General features: G+C 62.3%; 13 protein-coding genes. 5 read left to right on the forward strand and 8 right to left on the reverse strand.

The annotated features are described in order from the left end of the window. Window positions 1-695: 695 nt before the first annotated feature. The gene (locus EDF39_RS05470) at window positions 696-1,376 is read left to right on the forward strand and encodes a hypothetical protein (protein WP_123941143.1); all 681 of its coding nucleotides are present in this window, start codon (window positions 696-698) and stop codon (window positions 1,374-1,376) included. 527 nt (window positions 1,377-1,903) lie between these two features. Here EDF39_RS05470 and EDF39_RS05475 read toward each other — a convergent pair. The 4 genes from EDF39_RS05475 to EDF39_RS17910 form a co-directional block, all read right to left on the reverse strand. Next, a complete protein-coding gene (locus tag EDF39_RS05475) occupies window positions 1,904-2,527 on the reverse strand; it encodes a recombinase family protein (protein WP_233572977.1) in 624 nt (207 codons plus the stop codon). A 1,114-nt stretch (window positions 2,528-3,641) separates the two neighbouring features. Then, complete coding sequence (locus EDF39_RS05480; protein ID WP_123941147.1) at window positions 3,642-4,322, reverse strand: TetR/AcrR family transcriptional regulator; 681 nt, start codon at window positions 4,320-4,322, stop codon at window positions 3,642-3,644. A 20-nt stretch (window positions 4,323-4,342) separates the two neighbouring features. Next, a complete protein-coding gene (locus EDF39_RS05485; RefSeq protein ID WP_370275158.1) occupies window positions 4,343-4,840 on the reverse strand; it encodes a MarR family winged helix-turn-helix transcriptional regulator in 498 nt (165 codons plus the stop codon). Between the two features lie 308 nt (window positions 4,841-5,148). After that, window positions 5,149-6,144, reverse strand: a complete 996-nt coding sequence (locus tag EDF39_RS17910; RefSeq protein ID WP_123941151.1) for a helicase associated domain-containing protein — start codon at window positions 6,142-6,144, stop codon at window positions 5,149-5,151. 239 nt (window positions 6,145-6,383) lie between these two features. Between EDF39_RS17910 and EDF39_RS05495 the strand changes: the two genes are divergently transcribed. Together EDF39_RS05495 and EDF39_RS05500 are read left to right on the forward strand one after the other, a co-directional pair. After that, window positions 6,384-7,922 carry a HEPN domain-containing protein gene (locus EDF39_RS05495; protein WP_123941153.1) on the forward strand — a complete coding sequence of 513 codons (1,539 nt, stop codon included), beginning with the start codon at window positions 6,384-6,386 and terminating at the stop codon, window positions 7,920-7,922. Between the two features lie 271 nt (window positions 7,923-8,193). Then, window positions 8,194-8,679: a hypothetical protein gene (locus tag EDF39_RS05500; protein ID WP_123941155.1), complete on the forward strand. Its 486-nt coding sequence runs from the start codon at window positions 8,194-8,196 to the stop codon at window positions 8,677-8,679. A gap of 8 nt (window positions 8,680-8,687) precedes the next feature. Here the strand turns inward: EDF39_RS05500 and EDF39_RS05505 are convergent, their stop codons facing one another. Further along, window positions 8,688-9,269: an NUDIX domain-containing protein gene (locus EDF39_RS05505; protein ID WP_123941157.1), complete on the reverse strand. Its 582-nt coding sequence runs from the start codon at window positions 9,267-9,269 to the stop codon at window positions 8,688-8,690. A 131-nt stretch (window positions 9,270-9,400) separates the two neighbouring features. Here EDF39_RS05505 and EDF39_RS05510 point away from each other — a divergent pair, with 131 nt between their 5' ends. Next, window positions 9,401-9,835, forward strand: a complete 435-nt coding sequence (locus EDF39_RS05510; protein WP_123941159.1) for a hypothetical protein — start codon at window positions 9,401-9,403, stop codon at window positions 9,833-9,835. A gap of 297 nt (window positions 9,836-10,132) precedes the next feature. On the opposite strand, the gene EDF39_RS05515 is transcribed toward EDF39_RS05510, so the two are convergent. Next, window positions 10,133-10,645, reverse strand: a complete 513-nt coding sequence (locus EDF39_RS05515; RefSeq protein WP_123941161.1) for an ATP-binding protein — start codon at window positions 10,643-10,645, stop codon at window positions 10,133-10,135. Between the two features lie 206 nt (window positions 10,646-10,851). Between EDF39_RS05515 and EDF39_RS05520 the strand changes: the two genes are divergently transcribed. Then, window positions 10,852-11,286, forward strand: a complete 435-nt coding sequence (locus tag EDF39_RS05520) for a tetratricopeptide repeat protein (RefSeq protein WP_233572978.1) — start codon at window positions 10,852-10,854, stop codon at window positions 11,284-11,286. Window positions 11,287-11,318: 32 nt separating this feature from the next. Here EDF39_RS05520 and EDF39_RS05525 read toward each other — a convergent pair whose 3' ends face one another. Then, window positions 11,319-11,504, reverse strand: coding sequence for a hypothetical protein (locus tag EDF39_RS05525; protein WP_123941163.1), 186 nt, complete (start codon window positions 11,502-11,504; stop codon window positions 11,319-11,321). 184 nt (window positions 11,505-11,688) lie between these two features. Next, on the reverse strand, window positions 11,689-12,231 hold the full coding sequence (locus EDF39_RS05530) for a GNAT family N-acetyltransferase (protein WP_123941165.1): 543 nt from the start codon (window positions 12,229-12,231) through the stop codon (window positions 11,689-11,691). Window positions 12,232-12,361: the final 130 nt, after the last annotated feature.

A 12,361-nucleotide genomic window follows, 5' to 3' on the forward strand; every position in this document is an offset into this window, starting at 1 on the left:
ACCTGTGGGTGTCCGGTGCACGCTTGTGGGATAGGTGGCCGTTGACGGACTGATCGTGGTGCTGGCGTTTTCGGGTGACGCCGGCACCATTTCGGCTCGTCCTTGCTCGTGCTGACCGCATCGCGGCGGGCCATGGAACGACCCGATCCTGCATCGGGGACGAAGACTTGTGGTTAGGGGTGGTGGAGTCAGGCTAGAAGCTCGCCGAGCTCAGCCGCTGAAGTCGTAGGCGTGCACAACGCTTCGAGTCGGGAGAGCAGGACCGAGGCGGCCATGCTCGGGCAGCGGAACTTGATGTGTGTCCCGTCGGTCATTACGGCCGAGATAGTAGAAACAGACCCTGCGCGGGTTGATGTGGCTGATAGCAGCGATCCGCGGCAGAGGACATGGGTGACGGACTCCCTGGTTCCCTCGGTGACGTGGATCGTGACCTGGGTCTCGGATGCCACGGCGCTTCCCGAGCTGCCCCGCATTGACCAACTCATCTCCATCACGGCGTCCACTCTCGCAAGCGTAACCAGAAGGTCCCGCCACTCCTTCGGAAGGGTTGCTCGTGTCACGAACGGGTAACAGTCCTCAAGTCGACCAATCTCCCTCGGGGTGGGGTGGCGAACACCTGACATCGGGCAAACGCCCTGGAACATCTACCGGGTGTCCCGGATTCATCCAAGAAACACTCATCAAAGGATTTTGTTATGCGTAAGATCTCGAAAGCTGGAATCAGCTTCGCCGCCGCTGGCCTTCTCGTCACCGGTGTCATCGGAGCCGGCGTTGCCGCCAACGCCGCGCCGACCTCGAACGTCCACCTCGCCGCATCCTCCTCGACGGTCCCCGCGCCCCTCGCCGCGGTTCCCGAGGTCTTCGGTGGCGACACCTCCGTCGCCCTCGACAGCAACTTCCTGGCCGCGCTGAAGAGCCTGAAGCTCACCCCCGGCACCTCCGGCAACGCGAAGCTTTCCGGCACCGACATCTCGTTCCCCATCACCGGCGGCTCGCTGGCGTACTGGAACCCCAAGGGCGACTACCGTCCCTACGTGCAGGGAATCCTCCAGCACACCGGGTCCGGCCTCACCCTGAAGGCCGGTTCGACCACGGTCACCCTCGAAGACCTCACCGTCAACCCGGGCAACTCCAAGCTCTACGGCGATATCCTCGTCAACGGCAAGGTCGCAGCCGAGCAGGCCTACATCTTCTCCCTCCACGGCGGCACCCTGAAGCCCCTCACCATGGACGGCAAGAACGGCGTCCTCACCGGCACCACCGTCCACGTGTCGGGAACGGCTGCGAAGCTCCTGAACTCCACGTTCAAGACCGACGCCGTCAAGGCCGACCTCCTCGTCGGAGTCGCCACCATCAGCGCCCAGATCACCAAGTAACACCCTCAGAGAGCCCATCGCACCTTGTGCGGTGGGCTCTTTCCCTTGCACGTGCTCGCTCCCGAAGGCGGGCACGGGAAAGTCTTGTCCTCTCGCATGGAGGATGAGATCAGCTCGGAGAGTGGATAACTCCGGGCGCCCGATGGGAGCCCACCACACCTGTAGGTGCGGTGGGCTTTCGGTATTCCGGCACGAGCGCCAGACGTTGGGAACACAGTCGATTGGGCTCAACACTGCCGACGAACTTTGGCGGAGGACACGCGCGTGTCGGTGGTTGCGGGTTTACTGACGGGAGTGGATGAGTCCATAGGATTTATCCGCAGTGTCGGGCTTAGGGCCTGTCCGGCTGTCCTGGAAATGGGTGGCCGATGAACACCCCGCCGGCACCGGTTCTGCCCCGCGCAACGACGTGCGGGGCAGAACCTCCTGCAGCCCTCCTCGGCCGCGGAGGAACGACGAACAGTGCCTGTCTTAGAGTGACTCAGTCTTGAGACGGCGCAAGGTCAGGCAGGAGCGCTCGGCAGCCTTTATTGAGGCGCGGCTTGGCCGGGATCCTCGAGGGCCGTTGTCAGGAATGATGTTCCTGCCAGGGCTCGGTACAAGGTGGCCCTGTCGACACCAAGCTTCCTTGCCACGACCGTCTTTGGCACTCCTGTCGCGATGAGCTCACGTGCGTCGTCGACTTGCTCGGGGGTCAGCTTCTTCGCCCGGCCGAGGTACTTGCCGGCGGCTTTCGCGATCCGGATCCCTTCTGCTTGCCGCTCCCGGATGAGAGACCTCTCGAACTCGGCAAATGCCCCGAGGAGGTTCAGCATCAGTTGCCCCATCGCGTCCTCGGCATCACGGCCGTAAGTTTGCTGCTCCTTGACGAACATTACGGTGGCGCCTTTCCTGGCGATCTCATCGACAATGTCCCGAAGGTCCCGCAACGATCTCGCGAGCCGGTCCATAGAAGCAACCCGGACAACGTCCCCGTCTCGGACGTACCGGATGCACTCCGCAAGAGCAGTCCGGTCGGTGCGGGACCCGCCGGACACTTTCTCCTCGAATACCCGATCGACCGGGCCGATGGCCTCGAGCTGCCGACTGAGGTTCTGATCGGTCGAGGACACTCGAACGTAGGCAACGGTCTGCGTTTTATGAGGAGACACGTCTAGACCCTCCCACATTTATGCCGCACAAGTAAGGATTGGGACTCTATTGCGACGTGATTTGGCCGTTTTTTGTGTGGTGTGTTGGGGTATACCCCAACGCGCGCTTTCCCGACGAGGGCAAGACGTGTTCGCCCGCGACGGTTGATGGGGTGGAACGGACCCGAACCGCGCCACCCCATCTAAGTTGTCCCGGTGGGGTACAACTCATTCCGGGAGGGTGCCTCGACCGGAGTGGCAATAAAGGTAGGCCGGTCCGACCTCGTGTGGCCAAGTTTGTGTTGTCTCCGAGACACTTTCACTACCTGGAAGGCGCTCTTCCTTTACCTGCATGCTCGAACGGTCGAGTTTGCGGATCGCTATCCCCAGAACAGGGGTCACGGGTCGGTGGCGGGGTACACGTACGGTGAAGATGCTTCCGTTGCGAGCAAGGAAGTCCCGAGGGAACACTCTGGCCCCGAATCTGGTGTGTTCTCTGCCGTGACAGAAGCTTGCGCCTCACTGTGGAGGGACAACCCGCAAGGGTCCTGCGACAGCCTCCTACCCGGATTATGTGGGCGTCGCAGGGCTCGAGGCGGCGGTGGGCAGGGGTGAAGCTTTTCGGCCAGGCGCGGGACGGCTTCGCGCCGAACGACTGGTGGTGGTGGTGGTGAGTGCGGGGTCTCCTGCCCGGGCGGGAGACCCCGCGGCCATGCCTCAAGGGCACCGGATCAGGGGCATCCACATGGGGCGGGCCTTTGCCTGGGCTACCACCCCCCCGGCAGGACAACCGTAGCCGTAGTGTTCCTGGCCAGGGTAGGTATTTCGACGATGGGCCCGAGGCGCACCGGCACGGGAATATGAACAAAGTGCGGGGCGAGGACCTCACCCATACCTTTAATCTGATCGGTGGTACCTGCGGCATGATACGGGTTAGGGGAGGAGCCGGGATGGTGTGGGCTCGAATCCGACCCAACTGCATCCCGGGCATATGAGGAGGACCCTGTGCACGGAGAGGGCGGTGCCGTAGAACCGGTTGAGTTCCTTGCGAGTCAGCGCACCACAGGCGGGGCAGGGACGTGCTGCGGGTGCGGGTTCTCGGGCCGGCGGGTGTGTTGCCGCTGTGCCGGGGCGGTCAGGAATTAAGGTCCCAGACGGGTGGTGTGTAGGCCCTTGACCAGCCATCCCGGAGGCGAGTGACGGCCCGGTCGTAGGCGTCGAGAAGGTTCATTCCGGGGCGGACCATGGACTGCAACTGCAGCCCCTCATAGAGGGCGATGAGTTGTTCTGCCCCGCGGCCGGGTTCCATCGTTTCGGGTTCGAGGCCTCGGCGGATGTCGTCGCTCAGGGTGGTTTTCACCAGGCTGTGGAATCGGTGCCACTCGTGGTGCAGGTGCGCCGCCATTGGGTGCTCCGGGGTCGCAGCGATATTTACCGTCGCCGTGAGGAACCGCATCAGGGCAGGGTCGGCAATGTTCGCTTTCACTATGCCGCGAAGAAACACGACCGCGCCGCGATCGACCAGAGGAAGAAGGGGCCGCATCCGCTGGGAATTCCACCGGTCGATGACCGCCATCACGAGCCCGTCCCAGGAAGGGAACTGGTTCGATACGGCCTGCACCGTCATCCCGGCCGCAGTGGCCACCTGTTCCTCGGTCACCTGGTGAAACGCACTCCGGCGAAACGCTGTGATGGCCCCGTCCACAATGGCAACCCGGGGATCTGGCGCCGACATGCTCGGGAACATTTCCGTCGGTGCCCGGTCCAGGTAAGACGGGACGGGTGCGGTGCGTCCGGCAGCGGAGGGGGTGTCCATGAGTGTCGATCCTTCTTCGATCAGAAAGCAGTGGAAGCGGTGCGAAGTGCTGCCGTCACTGCGGTGAGGTATTCAGTAGGCGTGCCGGTGGCGGGAACAGATTGGAGGACGGCGTCATACCGGCGAAGAATTCCCCGAACGGTGTCATGTCCTGTGTCCGTCAGCACAAGAAGGCTGCTTCGCCTGTCGGTAGGGTGCGCGACCCGGGTGACGTGTCCTGCATGCTCGAGCCGATCGATCAACGCAGTCGTGGCGCTACTGGTTAGGCAACACCGGTCGGCGAATTCACGGTGTGTAAGAGGTTCCTGCTGCGCGAGCGTAAGTACCGCATCGAACTCTGTCGGTCCAACCCCCGCTGCCACAGCGCATGAAGTCCGGAAGTGGCGGTGTGCCTCGTCGAGGAGCCGCAGGGCCACGGTCATAGGGTCCGCGGGCGTCTCGATTGAGCGGGGCGGCGCGTGGGGTCGGGTGTGGGGTTGACCATCATGGTCATCAGGTACTCCGTAACTGGGGACCATCCATGGTCCACACCCTCAACTCAACCAACAATAGGTTCGATTGTCAGGCCCCCCATCGGGGACTTGCCTGAGTAGTCAGGGCGTACCGGCAACCGCCCCTCAGATAGCTGCATCCTGGTGATAGCCCCCTTTTCAAGGGGGCCGCTGCGGCAACAATCTGCGCGTCTCACAAACCCCTAGCCGGGGCCGACATCCCAAACATGCGCCAAGACGACAAAACAAGACGCCCCAGGGTCTGCAGATCGACCGATGGCACCACCGCTGATGAGACGTCTCCAAACCTTTAGTTTTTCGAGACGGCAGTCCTGCTAAGGACAGGCGGTGGGTTGTTTGCGGGGTGGTCCGTCAGGGCTTGTGACGGTCATTTGGGGGTCTGTCCACAGCGGCAGGGCGATATTGAGTTGCTGCCTCCGGGTAGGGGAGAGGGTGCCGGTTCGGAGGAGGTGGCGTTGGCGTCCGAGCCAGCGGCCAATGGCAATGGTGTCCTCGTCGAGCTCCCGCGCGTGGGGGAGCGCACCGTCGTGGCTGGCAGACCACAATCTGGTTCGCGTAAGCATGGCGGCGAAGTGGGCCTCTTCGCGGGCGCGCCTAGTGGTGGGGTCTGGGGTGCTCCGGAGGAACCAGATCATGCCGATGTCATCGAGCGACGCGATCCGGTCTTGACTGAGTGTTCCTCTGCGGTAATCAACGCGGCGTGAATCGACCCACTTTCCTAACGGAAAAGACTCGGCTGTCCGGTACCAGTGCGGAACGAGGGCGTCTCCTCGGTCGCGGCGGTATAGGCGGAGTGCTTCAATGCCCGTGTGCCATTGCTCGTCGCGGTTGCGGATCTCCCAGGTGAACCCTGCTTCATCGAGTTCAGGCCAGAGGCGTCGGGCGTGAGCGGGGTCGCGGACCCACTGCGCACGCCTTGACTGCACCCACGTTCCAAGCGAAAACCCGTCGGGTGTTTGGTGGGTGTGGGGGACCCGTCCGTGTCCTTCGGTCTCCATGAACTGCAGGTAGGCGTTCAAGCCTGCTGCCCGATCGGAGAGCGACCAGGAAACTCCTGCCTGGTGCAGCCGTGCTCGGCGTCCGGCAGGGAGTCGTCCTTGGTGGGCCAGGGTGCGTTGGCGGTGTAGCCAGGCGCCGAGCCGATGCCCATCACGGGTTACGAAGGAGCGCGGAACGTCCGCATGACCCCAACTGGCGACGTAGAGCTCAAGGGCAGAACATGACTCGTTCCAACGCTCCTCCAAGACACCCATCGTGACAGTGTCGCAAAGTCTGACCGAAGCGCACGGCGCAGTACCGCCCACGGTCATCGCTAGAACGAGCCATTAGAAAATCACGCCTTCCGCAGGTGCCCGGTAGCCGGTCGTTCATCGGGACACGTTCGCAAGCCCATCTCGGTCGCGCGAAGTCAAGTGCCGCCTGGCCTGCGGATTCGCGTATGCCTGTCCCGCAAAACTGCCCGGAGATGGGGGCTTAAACGCTACAGACTGGTGGAGGGCCCATAGGTGACAAGACCGCGAGCCGGCGCCTGCACCTAGAGTTCGTCATCATGGGTACGCCTCATTCGTCGAAGACTATTGCCGCTACTTTCACGCGTAAGAACGCCGACGGTGAGACGGAGACAGCTCACGGCCAGTTCATTATGAGCGAGTCGGTACCAAACCACGTGGTTCATCTGTTCAGCGACTTCGCGAGCGAAGCCCCGCACATCGAACGTTTCTTCTCTTCGGAGTCGGAGGTGAACACCTACCCGATTCTTCACGCGCAGACAGAAGAGGGATCCTTCACCTTCGTTGACCTCCGCCTCGCCGGGTACAAGCGGAATTTTGGGGGAGGGAAGCTCACTCGGAGGACGTACCAGCCCTACGTCGTGATCAAGAGCGAGGTTCTTCTTGAAGAAGACGATCTTTTTCTTACCCACGCGGCCTTCAGGTTCTGGGGGCAGCACGCTTGGGCGCAGTGGGTCAATTGGAACATCGAGACCAATCTCGACGACGAGCAAGAGCTACAGGTCACTCGGCTCAACATCCCGACCCGAACCGTGGTCTACCGAGGCGTCGAGGTGTCTTTGAAGGACGCATCGCCGAGGGTCTGGTCGCCGGGCAACAGCGGCAAACTGACGTTGACGCAGACAAGTATGTTCAAGCTGACGTTCCCCGAGCCGATCCGCCTGCGGGATTTCATCTCGGGATGGGTTCTGCCCCTCAGTTTCTTGGTCGGCTCCGGCATCCGGAGCGCTGCCGGCATCGAGTCCATGTGGATCGGCAACACGACCTGGACGTACACGGGGTCGGGCGAGCTCGTGGGTCGCGACGTGCAAGTGCTCGCGAATAACCCCGACCGGAAGGTGACTCCGGACGACCTGGAGGAGGGGCGATTCATGCACCGCCTCCGCAACTTCGACTACGAAATGCAGCTGCCGATCTTCTTCGACGCCTGGAAGAAGCACCAGGTCACCTTCGAGCAGTACGTGGACTGGATTCAGCAGCGCCCGACAAGCCGCCTGACGCAGATGAGCTACCTTGCCCAACTCGTTGAAACCTTTGACCGGTCGATCAATCCAGACCCAGAAACTGACGACGCACTCCGCGAGTTGGCTGCTTCGGCCGAGGCAGCCCTTGCAGAACACAATGACCTAAACCCGTTCGCTAAGAAGGCCAAGCAAGCCGTCCTCGAGAGCGCGCGTCCGACGCTGAGGCAGCGACTGGCGCGAATGGACTGCGAAACGGGCGAGCTACTGACAACTGCGATCGGGGGTGTCCGGTCCTGGAAAGATGACGTTTCGCTCGTTCGGAACTCCCTCATTCACGGCCTGCCCACTTCCGTGTTCCTCGCCCGGAACCACATACCGCTGTATGTCAGCATCGACATCTTGGAGATCCTGTTCGAGGCTCGTCTGCTGGTCACCCTTGGGTTTACCCCGGAGCAGGTGGAGCAGATCCTGACCAAGGACAACCCTCGGTGGTACCAGCGGGTCTCCCAGATCACTGACTTTCTTGACTCGCTCGTCGAGTTCCGAAACTTTGTTCCGCCCGCGGATATGCAAGCCGAGGACAACGACGACGCGACGCCCGACCCGGCAACCTGAGGTGCCACGGGACTAAGGACGGAACAGCCCCGTATCTGGGCTGTTTCGTTAGTCGCAAAGACTGGGGCAGGACAGTCGTCGCCGCGTACCTCGCGCCACCTCACAACCTGGCCGAACCTTCAACGATCGATCGCCGGGGCGCTCCGTTTAGGCGGGACGGCGATGATCGAGGTAACCAGCTGGCGGTCGCCGTCCCGAATGGGGATCGGCCGTTGGACGCGGTGGCCCGAGAACCGTGCTTTTCACACGACTTCGGGTGGAGGATCGTGAAATGAACATTGAAGGCATGCCCGAGGACGAGCGTCTCGCAATCCTCGAGTCACTTGAGGCCCAGCGCCCGGGTTCTTCGACGCTCGCGGCCGGGACGCTTGCCGGGCCGGCAACGCCAAATCGTCCCGACGTTCCCATCTGGGAGTACGCAAGCTACCTGGAGCTGCACCCTGAGGTGGACATTGACGAACTCGTAGCAGTTCGTTTCCCCGTCATCTTCTATGGAGGCGATGACTTCACGATCGACTCGGCGGCCGAGTATCTCCGGACAGACCCGGTGCCTTCTCCTACGCCCATGAACCTCGACTCGGTTATCGACATGTGGCGGCATCTTCACGCCGCCGGGGTCGTCGCTTGGGATGCCGGTAGGAGGGCTGTTGAGCATCGACGGCCGTTTGACGCGTACAAAGCCGCAGTAGCTGAATGGGGCGTGCGCTGGCGTGCGAGAGAGCAGTTGGGCGGCAAAGACGCTCCAAGTGCCCGGTAGTCGATTGGCTATCGGGCAGGAACTGGAGCGAGGGGCGGAAGTATTCCGGCGGCGGCCGCGGCGGCACGCGCCACGATGAGAGTCGGGTCGACAATGTCCCCGCTAGCGATCAGTGAGTCCAAGTCCGCAATCCCGAGTCGCACCGATCGCACATTCTCGGCGGGATCACTCCGATCACGGTGCCCGCCAGCAGCGGCCCGCGTACAGACGAAGATGTGCGCCGGCCACGCTGCCCGTCCCGGATTCACGAAGAAGGTGTGCAGCGGCCGGAGGTCAGCGGGGATTAACCCCAACTCCTCCTCGAGCTCGCGTCGCGCGGCCTCCTCGGGTGCCTCGCCTGCTTCTCCTGCGCCACCTGGCAAGTCGTAGATCCACCGGTCGATCGGGTAGCGATACTGCCGGGTGAGGACCACGTGGGAACCGTCGATCACGAGCGTTGCAACAGCGAACGGGATGCTCTCGTTTACCTCGTAGTGCGCCGAGGACCCGTCAGAAAGCCGAACCGAGTGGTCAGACAACGTCACGCGCCCCTGATAAACGACGACCCGCCCCAACGTCGTCCAAGACTCTTCCCGCTCAACTGCAGTCATGTCGAACACACTACGAGCCGCCTCGCGTCGGCTGACCGCTCAACCATCCGCTACCGAGACGGTCTAACACTTTCGTCCAAACGCGGCCGGCGGGTGGGCAACGAGGCTCAGGATGCTTCATCGTGGAGTGCATGAGTGTCCCTCGGCCGACTCGGCGCATCACCGCACCCCCGCTCACGCGGGCGACCCTCGGCCTCGGGGCGATCGCTTTAACTGTCTTCGCGGTTGTCGTACTGGTGCGGCAATTGAACGACTGGCCGTTCGCTGCTGTTCTTCTGGCGGCCGCGGTCCTGATCGCGTTTCGGGGTCTGGGCGCTGGCGTCACGCTCGGCGAAAAAGAGCTTGTCATCCGTGACTACTTGTTCACGACACGAATCCGTCGCGAGCAGGTGACCAGCGTCGATAGGTTCCCATCGATCGACTGGCGCGGCACCGATGGAGTGCCCCGGGTCACGGTGTTTAACGTCTTCCTTCGGCACGCCGCCACGATCACGGCACCGACCGACGACGATCGCGCCGCCGCACGATCCACGATCCAGGCCTGGCTCGATATCTCTGACCTCTGAAGATCTAGCTGATCAGCTCTTCTGTGCGCATCGGAGACCGAGCATTTAGATTCGGTTCATGTTCAGCGGCGACCCCATCTTCGTAATCCTTATCGCCGGGGCAGTCGTCGGGGTTCTCCTAACTGTGGTTGGCATTGTCAAAACTGTGCGGTACCAGGGATGGGGTAAGCAGACGTGGGCTCCGCCCGCGAGGCCCTGGCTCGGGGCGGCGGCCGCAGTTCTCGTACTGACCCTGGTTGGTGGCGTCATTTGGGCCACGGCGGGCTAATATCCGTCCCTGTCCCGTTGGACCATCGGCTATCGGACGCCGGCCCCGACAAATTCGAGGGCCATTGTGGCCATTTCTGTTACGGGCATGGTGCTGTCAAGCACGAGTCGTTCGTCACTGCGCGCTTCGTACTCAGCTCGCGTGGTTTCCACTTCGTCCCACGTCGGCAGCACGAATCCAGGAAGGTCGTTCTTGCGCTCTTCGACTCGGCGTCGGTGCTCGATGAGGTCAGGGCAGACGACCTCGATTATTCGTAGGGGAACACCAGCCATCTCGGCAGTCGACACCCAACCGGCCCGTGCGGGCTCACTTCCACTGACTGCATCCGCGATCACCGTTTGGCCCCGTAGAAGGTTCGGGACGGCGATCGCGTGCATGGCCGAGTATGCAGCGATACCAGATTGCTCCCGAGGGATGCCGTACTTCCACATCGCCGCTTCGATCGCATCGACTCGCAGCATCGTCGCCGGCACTCGATCCGCGAGAGCGGCTGACAGTGTGGACTTCCCAGAACCGGGTAACCCGCAGACCTGAATCAGCATCGGCAACTCCTTCGATAGGCCGTCGTACCTGTCTAGTGCCTAGGCGCGCGGTAGACCATCGGCAATCGACACGGTCGATATCCTGGCGGCGGCCGCCACGGCCTGCCCGATCCCCTGAGGAGAAATTGCCATGACTGACACTCTCGACGCGCAGCTCGACAGCATCTTCGCCTCCCGGGACCGGGACAACATGCGCCCAACCATCGATGCCCTTCTACGAGAAGCACCCAGAGAATCCCAGAGTCCTTTACGAGCTCGGCGTTGCCTACGACACGGCGGGAGAAGAAGCGACGGCGCTCGGCTTCTACGAGCGATCCATGCAGAAGGGATTGGCGGGGGACATTCGCCGCCGCTGCTACCTCCAATACGGCAGCACGCTCCGGAATCTGGGGAGGATCGAAGAGTCCCTGCACGTATTTGCTCGGGCGCGTAGTGAGTTCCCCGACTCCGTGGCTCTAGGAGCCTTCGAATCCCTCACCTTCCACGCTGCGGGTAAGACGAACACCGCACTTGCAAGTCTCCTCAACCTGTTGGCCGATCACGTGGATGCGGCAGAGCTTGAGAGGTACAAGCCGGCCCTGCGAGGTAATGCTGACTATCTCGCATCGTTGGACGCAACGTCCGCCACAACGACCCGGTAGACCATCGTTCAAAGGGAGAGTGGCAGGGGGGCTTAGCGGTCGTCTGCGATAGACGCTTTCGCTTCACCCGTGTCTTCGCCGCTCACTTCGTAGCGGTCACGAAAAAGTAACCACGCGATCGATGCGGCGGAAACAAGAATGGCCCCGACGTCGAAGACCTTGTGTGCGCCGTGGGCGTGAAGAAGAAACATGACGCCGGCCACGACGAACAGGGCCAAGCCGAGACCTGCTCCAGAGAGCCTCCACCAGGGGTGAGACCGCCAGTAACACCGGGGCGGATCGTTCTCTCTCGACATAGCCTGAAGGTAGTGCCGAAGTCGTTGGCGGGTTATCCGTCGATGACAAAGAGTTGAAATTTCTCGTCTTCGTTTGCGCTCACCACCGGCCCCACCAGCCGATCAGTCAGTGCGATAGGTCAGTGCGAATGTAGCCCGATTCGAACAGTTCGTATTCCGCGTCGTAGTAACGAGTCGTTCGTCCCTGGTGTGTCATCCCGAGACGCAGACAGACTCGGCGCGACGCAGCGTTCTCGACATGGGCAACCGCGATGATCCGGTTGAGCCCGGCTGCTAAAGCGTGCCGCAGCAGCAGCTGTGCCGCCTCGGTTGCGTATCCGTGGCCCCACGCATCCGGATGGAAGTGCCAGCCGATCTCGACCTCGGCGGATGGTTCGCTCCTTCCGGAGAGCCTGATGTGTTGCAACATAACCGTGCCCACGGGAGTACCCGTTGCAGTGGCTTCGACCGCCCAATAGCCCAGTACCGGGCCGCTCCGTGCGCGGAGACGACCGATCAGGGCGTGAGCCGCGTCGATGTTCTCCATGACTTTGGGCTCGTGCCCGAGGTAGCGCTGAACATCCCACCGTGAGTACAGGTCAAACACGAACTCAGCATCGTCGGCCGTCCAAGGACGCGAGAGGACACGGCTTCCAGTCAAGGTCGTCACCCGCGAAGCGTACCCACTTACTCACGGCTGCCCCATCTCGATAAACGATCCCTCATCGACATCGACATCGGCACCGGCACCCGTGGGATTGATGCGGACATGTTCGGAATACCCAAATGCGAAATCTCCT

Source organism: Frondihabitans sp. PhB161, assembly GCF_003814635.1.
Lineage (GTDB): Bacteria > Actinomycetota > Actinomycetes > Actinomycetales > Microbacteriaceae > Frondihabitans.

Excerpts from the sequence above, each read along its gene's own strand:
- EDF39_RS05470 (WP_123941143.1), top strand. The coding sequence starts at position 696 with ATGCGTAAGATCTCGAAAGCTGGAATCAGCTTCGCCGCCGCTGGCCTT.
- EDF39_RS05480 (WP_123941147.1), bottom strand. The coding sequence starts at position 4,322 with ATGGACACCCCCTCCGCTGCCGGACGCACCGCACCCGTCCCGTCTTAC.
- EDF39_RS05485 (WP_370275158.1), bottom strand. The coding sequence starts at position 4,840 with ATGGTCCCCAGTTACGGAGTACCTGATGACCATGATGGTCAACCCCAC.
- EDF39_RS17910 (WP_123941151.1), bottom strand. The coding sequence starts at position 6,144 with ATGACCGTGGGCGGTACTGCGCCGTGCGCTTCGGTCAGACTTTGCGAC.
- EDF39_RS05495 (WP_123941153.1), top strand. The coding sequence starts at position 6,384 with ATGGGTACGCCTCATTCGTCGAAGACTATTGCCGCTACTTTCACGCGT.
- EDF39_RS05500 (WP_123941155.1), top strand. The coding sequence starts at position 8,194 with ATGAACATTGAAGGCATGCCCGAGGACGAGCGTCTCGCAATCCTCGAG.
- EDF39_RS05505 (WP_123941157.1), bottom strand. The coding sequence starts at position 9,269 with ATGACTGCAGTTGAGCGGGAAGAGTCTTGGACGACGTTGGGGCGGGTC.
- EDF39_RS05510 (WP_123941159.1), top strand. The coding sequence starts at position 9,401 with ATGAGTGTCCCTCGGCCGACTCGGCGCATCACCGCACCCCCGCTCACG.
- EDF39_RS05515 (WP_123941161.1), bottom strand. The coding sequence starts at position 10,645 with ATGCTGATTCAGGTCTGCGGGTTACCCGGTTCTGGGAAGTCCACACTG.
- EDF39_RS05520 (WP_233572978.1), top strand. The coding sequence starts at position 10,852 with ATGCCCTTCTACGAGAAGCACCCAGAGAATCCCAGAGTCCTTTACGAG.